Source organism: Streptomyces recifensis (assembly GCF_002154615.1).
Taxonomy (GTDB): Bacteria; Actinomycetota; Actinomycetes; order Streptomycetales; family Streptomycetaceae; genus Streptomyces; species Streptomyces griseoluteus.
In genome coordinates this window covers 1-20,691 of the sequence record NZ_MUNH01000075.1, presented here as the reverse complement: position 1 = coordinate 20,691, position 20,691 = coordinate 1, and the positions used below count along the sequence as shown (strand labels likewise).

Annotated in this window: 17 protein-coding genes; 5 read left to right on the top strand and 12 right to left on the bottom strand. The window is 64.4% G+C overall.

Features of this window, described 5'->3' with window-relative positions; all coding sequences use genetic code 11:
• Positions 1-26 precede the first annotated feature (26 nt).
• Complete coding sequence (locus CCN33_RS05005) at positions 27-662, bottom strand: isochorismatase family protein (RefSeq protein WP_167387772.1); 636 nt, start codon at positions 660-662, stop codon at positions 27-29.
• Positions 663-1,135: 473 nt separating this feature from the next.
• Complete coding sequence (locus CCN33_RS05000) at positions 1,136-2,170, bottom strand: MBL fold metallo-hydrolase (protein ID WP_208621658.1); 1,035 nt, start codon at positions 2,168-2,170, stop codon at positions 1,136-1,138.
• 845 nt (positions 2,171-3,015) lie between these two features.
• Between CCN33_RS05000 and trxB the strand changes: the two genes are divergently transcribed.
• Both trxB and CCN33_RS04990 read left to right on the top strand, forming a co-directional pair.
• On the top strand, positions 3,016-4,005 hold the full coding sequence (gene trxB, locus CCN33_RS04995; protein WP_086691514.1) for a thioredoxin-disulfide reductase: 990 nt from the start codon (positions 3,016-3,018) through the stop codon (positions 4,003-4,005).
• 133 nt (positions 4,006-4,138) lie between these two features.
• Positions 4,139-5,167 (top strand): SLAC1 family transporter, encoded by a 1,029-nt coding sequence (locus CCN33_RS04990; RefSeq protein WP_086691511.1) that lies wholly within the window; start codon positions 4,139-4,141, stop codon positions 5,165-5,167.
• 15 nt (positions 5,168-5,182) lie between these two features.
• Here CCN33_RS04990 and CCN33_RS04985 read toward each other — a convergent pair whose 3' ends face one another.
• The 4 genes from CCN33_RS04985 to CCN33_RS04970 all read right to left on the bottom strand — a co-directional run bounded on the left by CCN33_RS04985 (position 5,183) and on the right by CCN33_RS04970 (position 12,080).
• A complete protein-coding gene (locus tag CCN33_RS04985) occupies positions 5,183-7,417 on the bottom strand; it encodes a SpoIIE family protein phosphatase (RefSeq protein WP_086691509.1) in 2,235 nt (744 codons plus the stop codon).
• 200 nt (positions 7,418-7,617) lie between these two features.
• Complete coding sequence (locus CCN33_RS04980; protein ID WP_086691508.1) at positions 7,618-9,963, bottom strand: glycoside hydrolase family 65 protein; 2,346 nt, start codon at positions 9,961-9,963, stop codon at positions 7,618-7,620.
• A 601-nt stretch (positions 9,964-10,564) separates the two neighbouring features.
• On the bottom strand, positions 10,565-11,422 hold the full coding sequence (locus CCN33_RS04975) for a TIGR03620 family F420-dependent LLM class oxidoreductase (RefSeq protein ID WP_086691505.1): 858 nt from the start codon (positions 11,420-11,422) through the stop codon (positions 10,565-10,567).
• Positions 11,423-11,882: 460 nt separating this feature from the next.
• Positions 11,883-12,080, bottom strand: coding sequence for a hypothetical protein (locus CCN33_RS04970; RefSeq protein ID WP_086691503.1), 198 nt, complete (start codon positions 12,078-12,080; stop codon positions 11,883-11,885).
• A gap of 264 nt (positions 12,081-12,344) precedes the next feature.
• On the opposite strand from CCN33_RS04970, the gene CCN33_RS04965 reads away from it, so the two are divergent.
• Positions 12,345-13,496, top strand: coding sequence for an alpha/beta hydrolase (locus tag CCN33_RS04965; protein ID WP_086691501.1), 1,152 nt, complete (start codon positions 12,345-12,347; stop codon positions 13,494-13,496).
• A 264-nt stretch (positions 13,497-13,760) separates the two neighbouring features.
• Here the strand turns inward: CCN33_RS04965 and CCN33_RS04960 are convergent, their stop codons facing one another.
• The 4 genes from CCN33_RS04960 to CCN33_RS04945 all read right to left on the bottom strand — a co-directional run bounded on the left by CCN33_RS04960 (position 13,761) and on the right by CCN33_RS04945 (position 16,796).
• On the bottom strand, positions 13,761-14,195 hold the full coding sequence (locus tag CCN33_RS04960) for an Rrf2 family transcriptional regulator (protein ID WP_086691499.1): 435 nt from the start codon (positions 14,193-14,195) through the stop codon (positions 13,761-13,763).
• Positions 14,196-14,391: 196 nt separating this feature from the next.
• A complete protein-coding gene (locus CCN33_RS04955) occupies positions 14,392-14,805 on the bottom strand; it encodes a nuclear transport factor 2 family protein (protein ID WP_086691532.1) in 414 nt (137 codons plus the stop codon).
• 160 nt (positions 14,806-14,965) lie between these two features.
• A complete protein-coding gene (locus tag CCN33_RS04950; protein WP_244173670.1) occupies positions 14,966-15,763 on the bottom strand; it encodes a YceI family protein in 798 nt (265 codons plus the stop codon).
• 271 nt (positions 15,764-16,034) lie between these two features.
• Positions 16,035-16,796: a pirin family protein gene (locus CCN33_RS04945; protein ID WP_086691496.1), complete on the bottom strand. Its 762-nt coding sequence runs from the start codon at positions 16,794-16,796 to the stop codon at positions 16,035-16,037.
• 438 nt (positions 16,797-17,234) lie between these two features.
• Between CCN33_RS04945 and CCN33_RS04940 the strand changes: the two genes are divergently transcribed.
• Both CCN33_RS04940 and CCN33_RS04935 read left to right on the top strand, forming a co-directional pair.
• Positions 17,235-18,062, top strand: a complete 828-nt coding sequence (locus tag CCN33_RS04940; protein ID WP_086691493.1) for an alpha/beta fold hydrolase — start codon at positions 17,235-17,237, stop codon at positions 18,060-18,062.
• 244 nt (positions 18,063-18,306) lie between these two features.
• A complete protein-coding gene (locus tag CCN33_RS04935) occupies positions 18,307-18,780 on the top strand; it encodes a VOC family protein (RefSeq protein ID WP_086691491.1) in 474 nt (157 codons plus the stop codon).
• A 63-nt stretch (positions 18,781-18,843) separates the two neighbouring features.
• Here CCN33_RS04935 and CCN33_RS04930 read toward each other — a convergent pair whose 3' ends face one another.
• Positions 18,844-20,319, bottom strand: coding sequence for an FAD-dependent monooxygenase (locus tag CCN33_RS04930; protein ID WP_086691488.1), 1,476 nt, complete (start codon positions 20,317-20,319; stop codon positions 18,844-18,846).
• 186 nt (positions 20,320-20,505) lie between these two features.
• On the bottom strand, positions 20,506-20,691 hold a 186-nt coding region (locus CCN33_RS04925; RefSeq protein WP_140394467.1), incomplete at its 5' end, for an aldehyde dehydrogenase family protein.

The following is a 20,691-nucleotide window of genomic DNA, read 5'->3' as shown; positions in this document are numbered from 1 at the left end:
GGGAAGCTGGACGGCGATCGTCGACCCTAGCGCTCGCCCCGGCTGATGCGGCTCACGTTCTCCATCGTCGCCGCGTTCATCGTGAAGGACGACGACAGTGCCTGCACGGAGAGGAAGACATCCACTGTCTCAACATTGTCGTAGCTGACCTGCAGTTCCGAGGCGAGCGCGAGCCATGTGAGCGGGGTGACACCCACGGAAACCAGCCTTGTCATGGCCGTGTCGTGAGCTACCTGCGTGAGACCTGCCACAGCGTCTGCCACGATGCTCACGCCGTATCCCTTGCGCAGCGCGCTCAAAGCAGTGCTTTGAATGCATCCTTCCGTCGCCAGCCCGCCCAGGATGAGGTGCTTGACGCCGGTGGCCTTGATCGCTTGCTCGAACTCGGGATGACCGAAAGCATCAAACGTGCCCCCCCGATGGATGATCGGATGATCGCCTATCTCTCGCGACACTTCGGGGTAAAGGCCTCCGCGTGGATCCTGCTCGGGTCCGATGGAGACAACCAGTGGCATCCTGTAGCCGATGGCCATACGGGCCAGTGCCACGGCTCCTGTGATGTTCTCGTTCAGAGGCTGGGAGCGGATGAGGTTGGCGTATCCGGTCACGTAGTCCACGAGGACAACAGCGGAGTTGGCCGGTGTTCTGGTCTCAGGTTCCATGAGCGCACCTTGGTCCATGTTGGTCGATGGTCCGGCGTGTGGGTAGCTGGGGAGGGGCGCATGGCCTCTCGCGCCAACTGGCGCCAGGACAGGAAGTGAGCGGTGGATGGGCTTGGGCGCGGGGGCGACGGCGACTCCGTAGTCCCATGTCGTGACGGGCCCCGGGGAGTCGGTCGTCGCGCGGATCACAAGCCGCACCGCTCGCCGCTGCCGCCGGTACGCAGAAGCGAACCAGATCTGGACCGAGTAGTCAATAAAGCTGCCGGTGACCGCGCCGCAGGCATGGTTCGGCCGTCCACCGGTCTTCAATGCCACCCACCCGGTGGCAGCGACAGTCGTCTCCCACTCCGCCCTCGGATCCTCGACTTGGTCGGCTGGGGGTGCGTGCAGCGTGCGAGAGCTCCGGAAGGGAAGCTTCCGGAGCTCTCACGCCTGCTGCTACGAGCTAGGGTCACCGCAGCCCGTAGCTGTGCTCACACGCCGCGGTAGACGAGCTTTGTGAAGAGGTCCGGGCCGATGAGGCCCTGCCCCCACTTGGCGTCGAAGGGCTTGGTGGGTTTGGCCGCGACGGTCTGTTCGACCGAGAGGCCCTGGTGCTTGAGATCGGCGACGCGGTTGCGGATGGAGACGAGCATGTCCCGGTACTGCACCAGGTCGGCGCGCTTACCGAGAGGGCCGTGCCCAGGCACGACGATGGTGGCGGCGTTCACCGACGCTATGTTCTGGTCGGCATCCCGGATCATTCCGTTGATGCTGCCTCCGGTCTCCCAGTCGATGAACGGGTAGAGACCGTTCCAGTAGGTGTCTCCGGTGAACAGCACGTTCGCCCGGGTGAAGTAGGCGGAAAGATCACCGTTCGTGTGACCGGGGCTGTAGGCGCGCAGCCGCACCGGCTGTCCGCCTGCGGTGAGTGTCTTCTCCGTGGGGATGGTCACCGTCGGACGCGCTCCGGCGGGAACGGGCGTGAAGGTGTGCGACCACTCTTCCACCCGAATGGTGCTGCTCAGGTCGTGCAGCGTGTTCGGTGTGGCGATGATCGTCGCTCCGTCTTCGTGGACCCAGTTGTTTCCGTCCGTGTGGTCGAAGTGCCAGTGGGTGTTGACCAGGTTGTCGACGCGGGTGACCCCGAGCTTCTTGAGGGCACTTTCGATCTTCTGGCGCGACACGGCCACCCCGGCATCCACCATGAAGGCACCATGATCGCCCGTCGGCAGCACACCGATGTTCCCGCCCGATCCTTGGAACATGTAGATGTTGTCCCTGAGAGGGGTGACGGTTATGGGGTCACGAGCGGCTGCGGCGTTGATCACGTCGTACGGGTTCTTCTGGTCCCTTCGCGCGCCGAGCACGTCGAGGCTTCCCGGCTGGAGCGCGCGTGCGGCGGAGGCGGCGTGGGCACGCGCTTGCCCGGCGCCGCCCCACGCGAGTGCGGGCGGCCCACTGAGAGCGCAAGCCGTCACCACCGCCATGGTCAGCGCCTTCACGGAGGTGTTCGACTTCCGCTTCATGAGAACTGCTCCCCTCATGGGCCGGGGCACCGACTCACGGCGTGGTTCCGGTATCCCATCAAGATGTCCGAATTCACCCATCCACGCTAGCGACTGAACGGCGGGATCGCAGCCGGGCCGGGTGCTCTTCAGAGGTGAGGGCGGAAGCGAAGGCACAACCGGCGGAGTCACCCGCTCCAGCGACGCGGCTGCCGATCCGGTACGAGCCCCGGCATCCCGCTCGATGATCGTCCGAGCCCGGCGATTCGCCCGGCGACGACATCCGGATTCGCCCTGGAGTCCCGCACGCCGTCGAGGGCCGGACTTGAGAAGCCCCCAGATCGTCTGGCGCGCCTCCACGTCGTCAAGTTCGGTAGCGCTCCCGTCGGTTCGCGGCGCCAGCCCCGCAACGCGCGGGTGTCGGGAGAGGGTGGCGGGTCGGAGCGGCTGGTGTCCGATCGCGAAGGGAGGTCTCGGGGCGCCGGCCCTCGACGGATCGAGCCGCTTGTCTGCGCCAGATCACCCCTTCACTTCGGCAGCCTTGGCCGAACTACATGGCATATCAAGAGGACATGAGCAGACCCGCACGCCGGGAAGACCCCGTGGAGTGTCTTCGGCGACCCTCGCCGGGTCAGCGGAGGCGTGCTGCCTGCGGGGGTCTATGGCTTGAGGTGCGGCAGTTTGGCCGCGGGCTTAGCGTAAGGAAAGGCGCCTGCGAGTCAGCTACGCCGGCACGCTGGGGGAGTATCGGGTTGGCTTCGCCGGAACACGGTGTCGTCTCTCAACCGAGCGCCGAAAACCGGCATTTACCGGAATGCGAGCGGCCTGTAGGCAACGGTCGACACCGCAGGTGAAGAGGTCCTGACATGGTCGCAGTGCGCGATGTCCTAATCATCGGATCCGGCCCTTCCGGATACACGGCGGCGGTGTACGCCGCCAGGGCGGGTCTGGCTCCTCTGGTGTTCGAGGGAGCGATCTCCGCCGGGGGGTCGCTGATGAACACGACCGACGTAGAGAACTACCCGGGTTTCCCGGAAGGCGTCATGGGGCCCGATCTCATGGACAGAATGCGGCAGCAGGCCGAGAAGTTCGGGGCCGAGTTCATTCCGGACGACGTATCCGGTGTCGTACTCGGAGGCGATGTCAAGACGGTGCTCGATACGGACGGGTCTCCGTACTCTGCTCGCACGGTCATCCTCGCCACCGGCTCCCGATACCGGAAGCTGGGGTTGCCGAGCGAGCAGCGCCTCTCTGGAAGAGGAGTTAGCTGGTGTGCGACCTGCGACGGGTTCTTCTTCAGGGACAAGGATGTCGTTGTCGTAGGTGGTGGTGACTCCGCCCTGGAAGAGGCGACCTTTCTGACGCGGTTCGCGAACACTGTCACGATCATTCATCGGCGAGACGCCTTTCGGGCCTCCAAGATCATGCAGGACCGGGCAAAGCGAGACGAAAAAATATCCGTACTGTGGAACAGGCAAGTGATCGACATCATGGGCGACCAGAAGGTCACCGGCCTCAGATTGCGGGACACAGACGGGCGGGAAGAGGACTGGGCCACCAGCGGCATATTCGTGGCGATCGGACACGAACCGCGGACCGAACTCGTCACAGGGCAGGTAGCGCTCACGCACACCGGCTACATAGCCGTGGAAGGCCGTTCGTCCCGGACCAACATCAACGGTGTGTTCGCTTGCGGTGACGTCGTGGACCATCAGTATCGCCAAGCCATAACGGCGGCGGGATCCGGCTGCAGTGCCGCGCTGGACGCGGAACGTTACCTGGCTGCCCTCGGGGACTGCGGAAGCTGCGACGAGGCTCGCATCGAGGCGATGGCCATCGCGGAACTCGTCAGGTAGCGGTGTACTGCCCGCGTGGACTCGCCTGCGCGATCCTGTTCATGGCGGCAGGATCACCTATCGCCGCCGCGGGAAGAGTTCACGACCTCTCGGGCCGCCGTTGCCGGGCAGTCGACGGCCAATCGGAGGAGTCATGCCTGCAAGGCGAATACCGTTCAATGCGTTCGGCATCCCCTTCGGCCTGGCCGGACTGGCCGGCGTGTGGCTCACCGCGGCGAGGCAGGGATATGCGAGTGTCGTGGTGGGGAATGTCATGGCAGTCGCTGCCGCCGTCACCTGGTGTCTCGTTTCCCTTTATTTCCTTCGATATGCAGTCGACTCTCCACGTGCTGCTCGGCAAGACGCCGTGGACCCCATTCTCTCACCTTTCGCCTCGCTGTTCTCCATCATTCCCATGCTGTTGTCCGCCGTAGCCCTGGCGCCTTATGCGCACACATCGGCCGTCGTGCTCATTGACATCTTCCTGGTCATCACATTTGTGATAGGGGGGTGGTTCACCGGTCAGTGGATATACGGCCCGCTGGAAGTGGCAAACCTCCACCCCGGCTATTTTCTGCCTACGGTGGCAGGCGGATTCGTCGCGGCGGCCAGTGCAGGGGTGGTCGGCCAGTTCCAAGTGGCCCGCCTGATGTTCGGTCTCGGATTCATCTGCTGGGTGATCCTGGGATCAATGATCCTCGGCCGACTTTTCTTCGGACCGCCGCTCCCTCCGCCTCTCGTCCCGACTCTGGCCATTGAGGTGGCTCCAGCGGCAGTCGCCACCATGGCCTATATCGCGGCTTTCGGTCCACAGGTCGACGGCATGGTGGTGGGACTCGCGGGATACGGCCTCCTCATGGTGGCAGCGCAGGTCAGGCTGATTCCCATGTTTATGAAGCTTCCCTTCTTCCCGAGCTTTTGGGCCTTCACCTTTTCGTGGGCAGTCGTGGTCAGTGCCGCACTTTACTGGATCGAACAGCAGCGTGTTCCCGGCGCCAGGGCCTATGTGTACGCGCTGCTTGCACTTCTCACCCTGTCGTACGTAGCGCTCGGGATCCGCACTGGAGTAGCGCTCGCTCGCGGACACCTCTTTCCTGCGTCCGCGCCGACGAACACAGCTTCGTCGGGCGAACAGCGAGCCAAGCGCGGCCACCGGCAGAATGATGGCGAGCAGCAACGGTAGGGCGGCCGCTCAGCTTCAAGGTTTAGGGGCATCGAACCAAACCGCTTTCCCCTTGCCGTGCGGCGAGGTACCCCACGCGGAAGAGAGAACGTCGACGATGCTCAGCCCTCTGCCGTGTTCGGCTGTAGCGTTAGCCTCGTCAGAAGTGGTGATGGGCATGGGAATCGGCGGTTTGACCCCAGTGTCGCGGGCTTCGAAGTGAACTCGGTCCTGATAATCCCGGATCGATATTTCGACATCGGTGCCGGCATGGATCAGTGCATTTGTCACGATTTCCGATGCCATAATTTGCACGTTGTCGACGAGGTCAGGCAGGCCTCGCTCGATCAGGTAATCCCGAACAAAATTCCTCGCAGTTCGCACGCCCTGGACGTCATGACTCTGCAACGCCATACGGTCGACCCTGCGTGCTGACCCGAGCGGATTTCCCTCGTAACGAGCCAGCAGCAACGCCATGTCGTCGGCCCGGAGTCTGGGATGTTGCGAGAAACTGGCGACCATGACGTTGGCCACTTTGTGAATAGACTCTGAAGTAATATCACGTACGGAATGGAGAAGGTCCCGGGCCGCGGAGACGGCGTCGGCGTCACTGGCCCCGGCAGCAACACCGTCCGTGTAGAGCATGATGAGGGTTCCGGGGCGAATAGGCACTTCGATGCCGCGATACGCGTATTCAGAGGAAATTCCAAGCGGCAGGTTAGCGGGTGCGTCCACTTCGACAATGTTCCCTTCCGGACACCGAAGAAGGGGAACCGGATGACCGGCCAACGCGACGTCGAGGAGCTCTCCCTCCGGGTCGAGGCGCGCGAAGCAGCACGTAACGTACAGATCTGTGTCGAGTTCGGAGAGCAGGGCGCTGGAACGGCCGAGGACATCTGTCGGAGCATGACCTTCGGTCGCGTACGCCCGAATTCCACTGCGTATCTGCCCCATGACCACCGTGCTGTCGATGTCGTGGCCCTGCACGTCACCTATGACCAGGGCAGTACGGTTGCCCGGGAGGGGAATGACGTCGTACCAGTCCCCACCCATGCCCGCCGGAGATGCTGCGGAGACGTACCGAGCCGTAAGCAGGGCTTCCGGCAAGTCGGGCAGCGCCGGCGGGAGCAGCTTCCTCTGGAGGGCAGCGGCCAGAGCGTGTTCCGCCTCATTGAGCCGGCAGCGTTCGATCGCGACAGCCAAATGCGCCGCCATCATCATGAGCAGAGCTTGCTCATCGCTGTCGATGATCCGAGCCTGGCGGAAGCCAAGAACAAGAACCCCGCGAAACGCCCCGCTGCCTATGAGCGGCAGGACAGCGCATGCTTCCAAGCCGACTTCTCCGAGTACCGGAAACACGGCGTCTGTGGCTTCTCGATCGGAGAGGAAGACGGAGCGCCCTGTACCGAGTAGATCCGTGAGCCATGGATAGTTATTCACGGGAGCGCTGTGCAGCATCCTCGCCAAATCCGCCGAACCATTGAACCCCACTACGAGCAGCCTGCCATCAACGGACACCACTGCCGTGCAGTCCTCGGCTCCCATGGGGCTCATGACTCGATCCCTCAGGGCTTTCATGACCTCGTCGACTCCGGGTGCCCTGTTCAACTCCGCCGCGAATCTATGGACCTGGTACATCTGCGACAGTGCAGCGGAGCCGGGAATCGAGGGGGCGCCCCACCGAGGATCCGGCAGCGGGGACAGGGAGCTCTGTTCGAGACGATTGACGAAGGACGGAAGGACCACGGGAGCGTGGGCCATCATTCGCGAGATAATTGCACCGTCGGCCAGATGCCGGGCCAGATTATTACCGAGCAACTCCATCGCTTGAGTTGCTGAATCGGTCGCAGCGGGCTCGTTGGGCGGAATCCATATGCCAGTCAATACGCCAAGCTTTTTGTTCTGGAAGAAGAGAGGTACGGCAATGGCAAGGCGCGGATAGGGCATGAAGTCGAGCAAGTGTTCTTCACCCTGGAGAGGAAGTGCGACATCCATGACCACAGTGGTCCCGGTGCGGTAGGCCACGGCCGATGCGCGAGGACCGGCACAGGATATCTTCTCCGGAATCGAGAATATGAGGGGTGGCGCCCCACCCACGGCCATTGCCGTCAACGACGTGCTGTTGCTTTGCGTACCCGCATAGAGGACGGCAACGTCGGCGCCGCAGTCCGACAAAATTTGGCGGAAGGCCTCGCTGAGCAGAGCGTCCGGCTCGGCGAACAGGCGATCAGAGCCGTCGTTCGAGGTGTGGGCGTCATCGTTCGGCCGCATATCAGTCACGCCCCGTACGTTCGGGTGCCGTACATCGCGACCCCAGGGGTCAGGATGTGTCAGACAGTACAGACCAGTAATCTCACCCGTACCGGGCCGACGCAACCGCGAGGGTCACTAAAGATGCGAGTGGACCATTTAGTTCCGCCAGCGGTCGGTGCGCGGGGCGTCGCGCGAATTGTCTCACCACCTATCCCTCCTCAGCGAAGTTGTCCAGGCCTCCGTCCTGCCGGCTGCGCAGGTTCCGTCAGGGTAGGAAGCGGCTCAAGAAGTTTCGTCTGAGGGTGGTCGCACGACACCGTCAGCGGCTCCTCGTAATGCCAGATCTCGAGCGGATCACCGTAGATCAGCGAATATTTGACATCAGAGTGAGAGATGGACACCCGCAGGCATCTTCGCCGTACGCGCAACGAGAACGAGAGGCGGGTCAGATGCTCGGGCAGCCGAGGGGCGAGGTGTAGAGATTCCTCGTGCTGCCGTAGGCCCCCGAACCCAGCGACCAGACTTATCCATGAGCCGGCGAGTGAGGCGATGTGCAGACCGTCGCGTGTATTCTTCTCCACATCATACAAATCCATGAATGCCGCCTCGCGGAGATAGTCGTAAGCGAGGCGCAGGTGACCCACCTCAGCCGCCAGGACGGCCTGCACGCATGCCGAAAGCGAGGAATCCCGTACAGTCAGCGGCTCGTAGTAGGCGAATGATCGCGCTTTCTGCCCCTTATCGAAAAAGTCACCTCTCAGATACATCGCCAAAACGAGATCCGCCTGTTTGACGACCTGTTTTTTGTACAGTTCGAAGTACGGGAAGTACAACATGAGGGGATACTGGTCCGGCGTCGTCGCTGAAAAATTCCACCGCTCTTGTCGAGTGAACCCGCACGACTGCTCGTGAACACCCAGTTCGGCGTTGTACGGCACGGCCATAGCCCGAGCGGCCTCCTGCCAGGCCGAAATTTCGTCTTCCTCGACCCCCAGTGACACGCACTGTTGCTTATGGCGCCCGACCGCGCGCACCGCGGACAGCAAATTCTTCTGTGCCAGCAGATTGGTATAGACGTTGTCGTTGGCAATAGCGCTGTACTCGTCCGGACCGGTCACCCCGTCGAGATGAAAACGTCCGCGCGAGTCGTAATGTCCAAGTGAAATCCACAGACGCGCCGTTTCGACCAACAGTTCTACACCCGTGTCGCGTTCGAACTCCGAGTCATCCGTGGCGGACACGTAGTCCGTCACCGCATGTGCGATGTCGGCGTTGATGTGAAAAGCGGCGGTTCCGGCCGGCCAATATCCTGAGCACTCTTCCCCTGCGATAGTCCGCCATGGAAAGGTAGCGCCTCGGAGTCCGAACTCGCGAGCCCTCGCCCGTGCGGCTGGAAGAGTGTCCTGGCGCCAACGAAGTGCATTCGCCACACATCTGGGATGAACGAGTGTGAGGAGAGGAAGAACAAATACTTCACTGTCCCAGAAGGCGTGGCCATCGTATCCCGATCCAGTGAGGCCTTTCGCGGGTATAGCGCGTTGTTCTGCCCGGGCGGCCGCCTGCAGCACATGAAAAAGCGCGAAGCGAACGGCTTGCTGGATCCGGGGGTCGCCCTCGATCTCCACGTCCGCATGCGTCCAAAAGTCGTCCAAAAAGCCACGCTGTTGGTCGACAAGGCCTTGCCAGCCGATGTTCCGGCTGCCGGCAAGCGCGGCGTCCACCTGGTCCCGCATCGCGGGCAGGGAACGGGCTGCCGACCAACCATAGGAGACAAATTTCTCCACGCGCAGCGTCTCACCGGGACTCAACACGGCCATGATGGAGAAGCGTCCCATGTCGGCCGAGCTCTCCACGGTGGTGCGTATGCCCGGAGGGCCATGGGTGTCATGGTCGGCGGCGACAGCCACGCGTAGTCCGGTTGCGCGTGTGCGGTGTATCAGGCGCACGCGCGTGCCTTGAGCGGAGTGGTCCTCGGCACGCAGCGGGGACTCCAGAATGGAGGCGACGCGCGGGTCACCCGTCATCGCAGGCAATTGCTCGTTGGCGACGAGCTCGGACTGGACGACGAGGCTGACCTCGCTGTCCAGCGCCTCCACCTCGTATGCGATCGCGGCGATCGACCGCTGCGTGAAAGAGACCAGACGCGTCGACCGTATGCGAACAGTCTTGCCGGCGGGCGAGGTCCACTCGCAGACGCGGTCCAGCAGCCCCGCGCGCAGATCGAGGACGCGCTCGTGGGTGCGGAGCCGACCGCTGAGCAGATCCAGCGGCTCATCGTCAACGAGCAGACGGAGGAGCTTGCCGTTGGTGACGTTGATGGCTGTTTGTCCTGACTCCGGAAATCCATATCCTGCCTCGGCATATGGCAAAGGGTATGTTTCGTACACCCCATTTAGGTAACAGCCGGGCAATCCATGAGGATCACCCTCGTCGAGGTTCCCGCGCCATCCCAGATGCCCATTGGAGAGAGCGAAAATGGATTCGCTTTGCGCAAGCAGGCCCATATCCAGCCCCGTCTCCCGGACGTGCCAGGGCTCTACGCTGTAGGCGGCGTTGTTGATCATCGTGCACTCCGCGGTCGTTCAGCCATGAGGTTCCGCTCCTGCCTCGATGTGTGGCAGCGCATCTGAACGGCTCGGCCGACCGCCACGCCCGGCCCCGCCCCACGGAGAGGCAACCAGCCGGCCCGGCCCCGCCGGGAGGCCGTGGAGCTGCACCGAAGAGTCGACAAAGAGCACTTCCGATGGCGCTCCGTAACCTCACCCCTCTGCACCAGACAGTCTCCATCCGCCACCGATAGCGGTGCAAATGGAGTACCTCGCCGCGGGAGTAGTGCGCACCAAGCCGGTGTTCGGCCCCGCCTGGCCGACGGTCTCCCGCCGGCTCGCCTTAAGAGCTGTGCCGTAACTCGCGGGTCCTCATTGCCGATCCCGGATCGGACCGTGTCGGTGGGCGGAGCCAAAATCGCGTTTGTGATGCGGCCACGCTCTGTGGCCTGAGAATGCTCTCCTCCGGCTCCTGCCTTCAGATCCGCCCGCGGCGACGCAACACGAACTCGCCTGACCACTGCTCGTCCAGGCCCGGCAGGTGTCCACGCCCAGAGCTACTCCCGACGGGCGAGAAGAACGCGTCAGCATCGAGTCGCGGCATATCTCAGACGTGGTGTTAGCGGATGAGCGGGGCCAGTTCCTGCCATTCGGTGCGGGGCATGGGGGAGCGAGCGCCGACTACATGCAGGCAGACGTGGTCGGCGCCCGCCTGATGGTGCGCGCCGATGCGCTTGTCGATTGCGTCGGTGTCACCCCAGGCGACGACGCTGTCGATGAGACGGTCACTGCCGCCGCCGATCAGGTCGTCCTCCGTGAACCCCTGGCGGATCATGCTGCGGGCGTAGTGGTCCATGCCGAGGAACGTGCCGAGGAAGCCGCGTGCTGTGGTGCGCGCCTTGTCGGGGTCGGTTTCGAGCACGACAGCCTGGTACGGGGCCAGGAGCGGGCCGGTGCCGAGCAGGCCACGGAGTGCCGCGGTCTGCTCGGGAGTGATCATGAACGGATGCACACCCGCCGTGCGCTTTCCGGCCAACTGAACCATGTTCGGCCCCAGTGCGGCCATCACCCGCTGGTCCGCCGGTACCGGATCGGGCGCTTGGTCGAGCAGATCGAGGTAGGTCCCCATGTCCGCGAGCGGCCGGTAGGGGCGACCAGCTGCGTGCGCCGCGGCCGGGTCGCTCACACCAAGGCCGAGAAGCAGACGGTGGTCATAGTCGCGTTGGAGTCTGTTGTGGCCGGCGGCCATCTCGGCGGCGTGGTGTCGCCAGATACTCAGCACCCCCACCGCCACCGCGGTGGAGCGGGTGGCCTTGAGGAGCCTTTCGGAATCGCCGAGGATGTCCCCGCCCCCCAAGCCGGGGATCCACAGCGCGCCATAGCCCAGCTCGTCGAGTTCGGCTGCAGCCTCCCGGACTTCTCCCGGATCTCCCATGCGAAGCTCGATGCTCCAGATGCCTACTCGTCCAAGTGTCATCGTGTCTTCCTTGCTCGTGGCTTCGATGATGCCGGGCGGGCCCCACCGGATGGCTCCGGCCTCGCCGGACGCTATGCAGTGTAATAAGAATGGTTACGATCGTATTCCTGGATCATCGATCACTCGGTCTGCCCTGGTTTCCGGGTGCGCATGAAGCACGGCGATCATGGCGGGGTCTCGGCTCCGTCGACATGCGCATGGCTTGCTGAGAACGCATGAGGCTCGCCCCGCCGACCAGCCACTGGGTTCGGCTGCTCCCGCAGCGCGCGTTCCTCCTCGCTCGGCGCGGCCAGCCGCTGCGCGTCCTGCGGCTCTGTCTCCCGCCACGCGCCCCCGCTCGCCCGCCGGCGGCAGGCTGGTCGGGGTCGTCGCGGTCCACCGGTGAGGCTGCGATGCGGTTGTAGGAGGTCACGGGCAGTGCCCAGTCCCCGTGCAGCGGCGTGGCAGTGGAGTGGGAGTTTCACAGCTCGATCAGCAGGACGATGAGGGAGCGTCCGGGCAGGACGGTCTGGACGCTGCCTTCCTTGATGTCCTCCACCGCAGGCGGGGTGCGGAAGTGGCTGTGGTCGACGGCCAGGGCGGCGAACCACTCCCAGGTCCCGGTGCGCGACGAGTTCCGCAGAGGCCACGTCGGCGGCCTGCCGCAGCAGGACACCATGGGCGATCCGCGGGTTCTCCACGCCGGCGGACGCGTGCCGGGCGGCAGCGGAAGGACGAGGGCCGGGAGAAACCGCGCCCCGGCACGCGGCCTGCATGGCGTTCTTCCGGCAGCACCCCACCGCGACTGTGCCATCACGGTCGGGGCGGGGCACCGTGGATCAGGCACTCGGGCTCTCTTTCGGCCTAGCACCAGGGGTGGCGGCGGGCGAGCAGTCTCACGCTGTGAACAGCATCAACCCCGCACCGTAGGGAGACCGGCATCATGAGTTCGACTCGCCACACCAAGACAAGTGGGCTGCGTCGTGTCGCTTTGGCCGCGGCCTTTACCGCGAGCGTCATCGCCGCGAGCGGTTGCGGCACCGCTCACGAGGGTGGGCTCACGGAGTCGGTACAGGGCAGAGTGGCCGCCGCGAGTGCGAAATATGTTCCGTGCGGCAACCCGCCGCAGAAGCTCGAGTCGATCGACCAGACATTTCTGAATGAGTTGGCAGCCGCCGGCGGCCCGCCCCTGTACGACCTCTCGTACCCGGCGGCGCGTGACGTGCTGAACAAGATCCAGGCGGGCCCGGTCCCGCTGCAACCAGCCAAGGTCTCCCAGCGCACCATACCGAAGGGCCCGACGGGACCCGTCAACGTTCACATCGTGCGTCCCGAGGGGGTCGAGGGCCCGCTTCCCGGGATCGTCTACATCCATGGCGGTGGCTGGGTTCTGGGCAACTTCAAAACCCATGAGCGCCTGGTGCGCGAACTCGCCGACGGGGCTCGTGCCGAGGTCGTCTTCGTCGACTACACGCCTTCGCCCGAAGCCCAGTTCCCCGTCCCCATCGAACAGGCGTACACCGTCGCCAAGTGGGTCAGCGACCACGGCGCGGAGATCGGCATCAACACCGATCGGCTGGCCGTGGCCGGTGATTCCGTCGGTGGTGACATGACCGCGGCCGTCACGCTGATGTCCAAACAACGCGGCGGTCCCCGCTTCAGGCAGCAGGTTCTGATGTACCCGGTGACCGACGCGAACTTCGACACCGCGTCCTATCGCCGCTTCGCGGAGAACTGCTGGCTGACTCGCCCTGCGATGAAGTGGTTCTGGAACGCCTACGCGCCCAACGTCGCTGACCGTGCCAACCCCCTCGCCTCGCCGTTGCGCGCCACCGTCGAACAGTTGAAGGGCCTGCCCCCCGCCCTGGTGATCACCGACTCCGACGCACTGAAGGATGCGGCTGATGCGTATACCGCCAAGCTGCGCAAGGCCGGCGTGCCGGTCACCGCCTCCCACTACGGCGCCGTGACGCACGACTTCATGATGCTGGACCCGCTGCGGAACACGCAGGCGAACAAGAGCGCGGTGGCCGAGGCCACGGCAGCTCTCCACGAAGCGCTCTATGCGTCGCAGGCCCCGGCCACGGGCAAGTAGCGCACACCTCGACAGCGCGCCGTGGATTTCCGCGGCGCGAGCGCCAGCAGCCCTGCCGGCCGGGAGCCTTGTTCGGCCAGGGCGGCTCCTTAGCCGATTCCCCTCAGCGAGTGCCGCCTTGCGCGGAGGGGAATCAGCAGACCCCGTGACCGACGGCCGGTTCCTGACCGGCCGGAATGCCGACAACCGCAGCCGTCTCCCGCACGGTCCTGTCGAGGAGGTGGACCTGGACGAGGACTTCGCGGTGCTCGGGTGGGAGGCGCTTCAAGCGTCGCGCTTGGCGAGCGTGTCCTTGAGGACATCCGCAATCGTTGTGCGGCTCAGCTCCTGCCGGATGTTCTCGTCCAGCGTCCTGTACACGTTCGACAGAACGGGCTGAATGCCGAAACCGATGGGACACTCACTGTTCGGAGCGGTGTGGTGCAAGCCGAACTGCTCCCCGTCGTCCACCGCCAGATAGACATCGAGCAAGGTGATGGCTTCCGGTTCCCGCAGCAGGGTCCACCCGGCACCACCGCCCCTCCGTGCCTGAACAAGCCCCGCCTCTCGCAGCTCACCGAGACAGCGCCGGATCAGGACGGGGTTGGTGTTGACGCTTCCCGCGATGCGTTCGGAGGTGGCGACCTCGTTCTGCTGCCGATCAAGGGCCATCCAGGTCAGGACATGGACCGCGATCGTCAGCCTGCTGTTCGCGCTCACTGCCGACACCTCCTTCGCCTCCGGTCGGAACGTCAGCCAGCCGACCAAGCCGAATTGTAACAGGTTTCATTACGCTCATTCCGGGGCGGCGCCGGGAGTAGGTGAGGGGGCGTGGCCGGTCATCCGGTCACGCCCCCTCACGACTCCTGGAACCCCGGCTTCGGCATGGTTCGTTCTACGGAGGGCCTCGTACGGGTCAGGCAGGGATGTCCGTCACGCCGCCGGGAAGCATCGCGCGGGCAGCCCGTACCAGGTCCAGGGACTCGCGCAGCAGTTTGATCTTCCCGCCCTCGGCCACCAGTCGGCCCGCATATGTCTGGCTGAAGGGCCGCCCGTCAACGGTGGTCCTCTCGACAGACCACTCACCGAAGATCTGGTCCTCGGTTTCGATCATGACCTGTACCTCGTCGAAGCCGAAGTCCGGCACATGCTTGAGCAGGCCCGAGATGAACTCCCGAATCGCTTCGGGACCCTCGATCCGTGACTGGAGGCCCAGAGACTCCAGGTACGGCAACTCGATGGCGCCGGTCTCCGCAAACAGCGAGGCGGCGTACTCGGCATTCCCGACGTTAGTGGTGTAGGCGTAGAGAAGTTCTCGTGCATTCATCATGATCACCCTGGAGACTCAGCGGCGGAGAGTGCGCTCTCGCCGGCGAAAGCGAGAAGTGGGATTGAAGACCTGTGCGACACCCTGACCTCTTTGTCTGCCTAGAGAATGGAGGTGTGCGCACTTTTGATCGGTTGGGAACGGCGGCAAGGCGAGAGGCTCGTCACCTGGGAGGTGTGGGAGTGCCCTGTGTGTGGAACATCGCTTGGACATCCAGTTCCAGCTGAATGGTCGGGCCCACGATTGCAATGCCCCTGGCCAGCATGGATCGCCAGTTCAGGGTGAAATCCTCACGGTGCAGCTCGGTCTTCGCCAGCGCCGCGCAGCGGAGTTCCTGCTCGTATCCGCCGTTCACGGTGCCAAGGTAAGACGTTTCCAAGGCAACGGATCGGCTGATCCCATGCATGCTGAGAGCTCCGTGCACAGTCCACTTCGAGCCGCCGTGATAAGCGAAACGACTGCTCGTAAAATCGATGTATGGATAGTTTTCGACGTCGAGGAAGTCTGCGGATCGCAGGTGATTGTCACGTGTGCTGTTACCCGTTGTGATGCTCGACGCATCGATCTGGACGGAGACCTGGGAGTTCGCCATGTCCTCCGCTATGTCAATGGTTCCGTCGAAGCGGGTGAAGCGGCCGTGCACGTGAGCCATTCCAACGTGTTTCGCTATGAATCGAATGGCGGTGTGCGGAGGATCGAACAGCCAGGTTCCCGGACGCGGCAGCTCGAGGTGGCGAGCCGGCTCCAGCTCCACCCGCAGGCCGGGTGTCGTGGCCCCGGCCGTCACCTCAATGGTCTCTGCCCTGGGTGACAGCCCTTCAGCGGCCACCATGAGGGTGTAGCCACCGACCGGCAGTGTCGCCGTGTAGCGGCCGTACGGGTCCGCCATCCCCTGCACCATCACCTGTCGGGTGCCCAGGGCGCTCACGCTTACATCGGCCCCCCCGAGAGGTTGCCCCATGGGGTCGAATATCTCGCACGCGATTCTTCCCGCGCCCGGTGGCGTGGAATGCAGAATATCTCCGCCGTAGCGCGGCCTTTTCTTCTGGAGACGATTGCTGATTGCTCGGAAGGGCATAAGTGATCTTTCGTTGGATCGGCAGCATTCGATAAATCTGAGCGCGAGGTTCCACAGCTTCTCGACAGGTGGCCGTCAACCGGGTTCGCCGCGGACCGCATCGCTGTCGAGGTGCTGAGGCCGGGGGCCTGTTGCGGCTGGAGCCCCGCCGGCTCTACCGGAAGCTGATGGTCGCGTCCATCTCCCACATCAGCACCTCCGCGCCCGGTTCTCCCGCCACGAGGCGTTGTCCCTCGGAAGCCGTGATACGGGCGGCGTCTCCCTGCTGCAGAACACCCGCGCTCTCCAGAGATACGCTGCCCCGAGCCACGAAGAGGTGTACGAACGGCGCCGTCGCGACGTGCGCTGTCTCCGCGGGACGGAGTCGGGTCACATGGAGAGCCGCGTGCTTCTGACGGATGGAGATGGCACGCACTCCGGAATGCTTGGGCATGCCGGAGGCCAGAGTCACCCATCCGCCCTGGCCGAGTTGATCCCCGATGTCCAGCTGCTCGTACCCAGGGGTCACGTTGGCCGTGTCGGGCAGAACCCACATCTGGACGAAGTGCACCGGATTCTCGTGTTCACGGTCCCCGGTCAGCGTCCAGGAGTCGTTCTTCTCACTGTGCAGGATCCCGGAGCCTGCAGTCATACGTTGCGCGAGTCCCGGATAGATTATTCCGGAGTGCCCGGTCGAATCCTTGTGGACCAGGGCACCGTCGAGGACCCAGGTCACTATTTCCATGTCTCGGTGAGGATGGGTGTCGAAGCCGGTTCCCGGCCTCACCGTGTCTTCATTCGACACGAGCAGCATACCGAAATGAGAATTGCTCCTGTCGGCGCTGACTCCGAAGGAGAACGAGTTGAGGGATTGCAGCCAGTCGGTGCGAGCAACGTGACGTGAGGCGGAACGGCGAATGTCGATGTCGGCTCGCAAAGCAGCTCCTTCGAAGTGAATCGTGTCTTATTTCCGAGCCGAGGCCAAAGGTTGAGGGAAACTGAGGGGATGACGCCCTCGCGGGGTGAAATCAGCGTCGCGTGAACGTGGTTCCCGCGGCCCGACGGTGTGCCGGAATGCGCATCCGGAACAACGGACTGGCTTCCGGGACGGCACGACCGGCGGGGCCGGGACGCGATTGTGGCGAGCGGCTCACTGGAGTGAAGCATAAGTGGACCGATCGGTCAAGAAGTAGCAGTCGTGGGCCTCCGTGCATGCGCTGCCCCTCCCAAAGGAGGAAGTGCTGATGAGGTGGTGGAGGTGCTTCAGCGCGCTGGGTCGCGCCCCTGCCGCTAGGGTTTATCGAAGCAAAGACGTCCGGGTCTCGCGGCTCGCGACTTGTGAACTGCCGGACAGCAGCGCGAAAGGAACCCGACCATGCCCTTCGCCACCGCCAACGACGGAACGCAGATTTTCTACAAGGACTGGGGATCCGGCCAGCCCGTCGTCTTCTCCCACGGGTGGCCGCTCATCGCGGATGCCTGGGATCCGCAGATGAAGCTCATGGCAGACAACGGTTTCCGCGCCATCGCGCACGACAGGCGTGGCGGTGGGCGTTCAGGGCAGACCTGGGACGGCAACAACCTCGATACCTACGCCGACGACCTGGCCGCGGTCCTCGAGGCAGAGGATCTGCACGACGTCATTCTCGTGGGCCACTCCACTGGCGGCGGGGAAGTCACCCGCTACATCGGCCGCCACGGGACCGGACGGGTCGCCAAGCTCGTGCTGCTGGCTGCGATCCCACCGCTCATGCTCAAGACGGACGCCAACCCCGAAGGGCTTCCCATCGAGGTCTTCGACGAGATCCGGGAAGGCGTGGCGACCGATCGTTCGCAGTACTACAAGGACCTGAGCGCGCCGTTCTACGGCGCTAACCGCGAGGGCTCCACTGTCTCACAGGGGACTCGTGACGAGTTCTGGCTCTGGAGCATGACGGTCGGCATCAAGGGTGCCTACGACTGCGTCAAGGCGTTTTCTGAAACAGACACCACCGAGGACCTGAAGAAGGTCGATGTCCCCACCCTGATCGTGCACGGGGACGACGACCAGATCGTCCCTATCGTGGCCGCGGGGGAGAAGTCGTCGAAGATCGTCAAGGACGCCCAGTACAAGGTGTACCCAGGCGCGCCACACGGTCTGGCGATGGTGCCGAAGTATGCCGAGATCTTCAACAAGGATCTGCTGGACTTCGCGCGCAGTTGACACGGTGACCTGCGCCGGTGACGAGGGCGCCGAGGGGAGGGACGCGCTCGGGGGCGTGTCCCGTGCCGGGGCGGCTGCTGTGGCGGCATGACCTTATTGACCGATCGGTCCATAAGGTCTATCTTGCATTTGTGGCCACCCTGTTGTGACTGCAACAGGCTATGGGCCCGGATTCGTTCGCCGAGCGCTTTCACTTCATGCGCGGTGCCGCGAGTCAGGGCCCCTTGCTGCCTGCCCTGACTACATGCCCGTCCTGAGCGAACAGAGAATCACCATGGCTACTCCCGATCAGCGCCCCTTCGCCTTCAGCCTGCACAACGTCACCATTTCGGTCAGTGACCTCGATGCCTCCATCGACTGGTGGAGCCGGGTCTTCGGCCTCAAGGTGCTGGCCAAGAGCCGCTTCGAGGCCATTGGTGCCGACGTGGCGTTTCTGGAGGGTCCCGGCTTCCATCTCGAACTGCTTCAGCCGGCCGACGGCTTCCGGATTCCGGAGCTGACCGCTGAGCCTCCGGCGCACGTCCGTCCGATCGGTAACAAGGCTCTGGTCTTTCGCGTCGAGGATCTGGAGTCCGTGACCCAGACCTTCCGCGATCTGGGCGTCACGACGGTCTGGGAGCAGATGGACCTGGGTGACGGAAGCGTCTCAACCGCGATTCGGGACAACGACGGCAACCTGATCAACGTGTTCCAGCAGGGCGCCAGTCCCATCGGCTGAGCGGCCGGTCGCTGTAGCCCTCGTCGCCCATGACGTGAGCGATCTGATGCGAGGCCGTCCCCATCACGGCCGCGAAGGAGTCTGCTGCGGGCCACACCACTGGGCGAGTGCGGCGCGTACCTCGTCCGCGACGCGCTCCGGGTCACGTTGCTCGGTGGCCCACGCGATGTAGGCGTCGGGTCTGACCAACACGGTCTTGGCAGTCTGACCGGCGCTCGAGACGATCTCCACCTCCCCGGGCCAGTCCTCCGCCAAAGAGGGAGGGAGGTCGATGAACGGTGACGTGACGAGGACGAACCGCCGGGCGCGCAGTGCCTCGTACAGCCGGCGTCCGCCGTGCAACGGAACGTCAGGAGCTCGTTTCCCGGCAAGCGGGTGGGCGCCGGCCGGAGTTGCGTAGGAAATGTCGATCCCGGAGATCGCCCGGGCCATCCGCTTCGCCAGTGGGGGAAACTGCAGAATCGTACGCGCCGAAAAGTCGCGTACGCCGCACAGGGCGCGCGGCGTGGTCAGGACACCGCGCAACAGTGCACCGCTCATACGCAGCACTCTGCGCCCCACCGGGTGCCGCTCACTGTGGTAGCTGTCGAGCAGATCGGGCGACGCGCGTCCCTGCTGGACAGCCGCCAGTTTCCAGCCCAGGTTGGCGGAGTCCTGAAGACTGGTGTTCAGTCCCATACCGCCGGCTGGTGAATGCACGTGTGCGGCGTCACCGACGAGGAGCACCCGGCCGACACGGTAGCGCGGAGACTGGCGTTCGTCGCTGTGGAACCGGGAGAGCCAACGCGGATCCCCCATGCCGAAGTCGCTCCCCAGGGCGCGCCAGGCCACCTCGCGGACCTCGTCCAGGGAGACCGGGGCGCCGTCAGGCCGCTGATGGTGACGGTTCCATGCCATGACGCGGAACCAGCCGTCGCCGAAGGGAACGACGAGGGCGAAAGCGTCACCCACCGCGCCGACGGTCGGTGGTTTGCGGGGTGGCCGGGCCAGTCGGACATCGGCCAGCATCATGGACCGGATCGCCGATCGGCCGGGGAACGGAAGGCCGAGGGACTGGCGCACCTTGCTGTTCCGGCCATCGGCGCCCACGACGTAGTCCGCACGCAGGCTGTGCGGACTGCCGTCCGCTGATCGCACCATGACGTCGACGCCGTCGGCGTCCTGTCGCAGCCCGGTCACCTCGCAACCTTCTAGGATCTCCGCACCATGGCGCAGGGCGCGTGCTCGAAGCAGCCTTTCGGTGTTGTACTGAGGAGTCACGACCACGTGGGGATAACGGCTCGGCAGTTTCGACAGATCAATGCGAAGAAATTGCAGGACCGGGTTCCGGACACCGGTCGCGAGAAGGTCGTCCGCAAGTCCGCGGGCGTCCAGTTGCTCCATCGTCCGGGCGTGAACGGCGAACGCGCGAGTGAGCTTCGACTCGCCTTGTCTGCGCTCTAGGACAGTGCATCTGATGCCGGATTCGGCCAGGTCGCCCGCGAGAAGCAATCCCGCGGGGCCAGCACCTACGACGATCACATCGTGTGCAGATGCCATGTGGTTCCTTTGCGTCGGTCGACGTGGCAGTCGACGCCAAATGCATCCTCGGCATCTAAACCCTAGTCCGGTCGATCCCCATCCGCTCGATCCGCGGGGCAGTTCGCGTGCGCCTCCGTCAGCGGAAACGGCCGAGCGGCCTGAGTCGCGAATCCTGACTCAGGCCGCTCCGCCGTACCGCAATGGCTACAGTGCGAGGCCCGTGAGGACCAGGACGCGCTCGTAGGTGTAGTCGTCCATCGCGGAGCGGACGCCCTCGCGGCCGACACCGGACTGCTTCACACCGCCGTACGGCATCTGGTCCGCGCGGTAGGACGGGACGTCGCCGATGACGACGCCACCGACCTCGAGGGCGCGGTGGGCGCGGAAGGC

Coding starts and splice junctions, on each gene's coding strand:
- CCN33_RS05005 (WP_167387772.1), bottom strand. CDS start 662: ATGGAACCTGAGACCAGAACACCGGCCAACTCCGCTGTTGTCCTCGTG.
- CCN33_RS05000 (WP_208621658.1), bottom strand. CDS start 2,170: ATGAAGCGGAAGTCGAACACCTCCGTGAAGGCGCTGACCATGGCGGTG.
- trxB (WP_086691514.1), top strand. CDS start 3,016: ATGGTCGCAGTGCGCGATGTCCTAATCATCGGATCCGGCCCTTCCGGA.
- CCN33_RS04990 (WP_086691511.1), top strand. CDS start 4,139: ATGCCTGCAAGGCGAATACCGTTCAATGCGTTCGGCATCCCCTTCGGC.
- CCN33_RS04985 (WP_086691509.1), bottom strand. CDS start 7,417: ATGCGGCCGAACGATGACGCCCACACCTCGAACGACGGCTCTGATCGC.
- CCN33_RS04980 (WP_086691508.1), bottom strand. CDS start 9,963: ATGATCAACAACGCCGCCTACAGCGTAGAGCCCTGGCACGTCCGGGAG.
- CCN33_RS04975 (WP_086691505.1), bottom strand. CDS start 11,422: ATGACACTTGGACGAGTAGGCATCTGGAGCATCGAGCTTCGCATGGGA.
- CCN33_RS04970 (WP_086691503.1), bottom strand. CDS start 12,080: ATGGTGTCCTGCTGCGGCAGGCCGCCGACGTGGCCTCTGCGGAACTCG.
- CCN33_RS04965 (WP_086691501.1), top strand. CDS start 12,345: ATGAGTTCGACTCGCCACACCAAGACAAGTGGGCTGCGTCGTGTCGCT.
- CCN33_RS04955 (WP_086691532.1), bottom strand. CDS start 14,805: ATGATGAATGCACGAGAACTTCTCTACGCCTACACCACTAACGTCGGG.
- CCN33_RS04950 (WP_244173670.1), bottom strand. CDS start 15,763: ATGGGGCAACCTCTCGGGGGGGCCGATGTAAGCGTGAGCGCCCTGGGC.
- CCN33_RS04940 (WP_086691493.1), top strand. CDS start 17,235: ATGCCCTTCGCCACCGCCAACGACGGAACGCAGATTTTCTACAAGGAC.
- CCN33_RS04935 (WP_086691491.1), top strand. CDS start 18,307: ATGCCCGTCCTGAGCGAACAGAGAATCACCATGGCTACTCCCGATCAG.
- CCN33_RS04930 (WP_086691488.1), bottom strand. CDS start 20,319: ATGGCATCTGCACACGATGTGATCGTCGTAGGTGCTGGCCCCGCGGGA.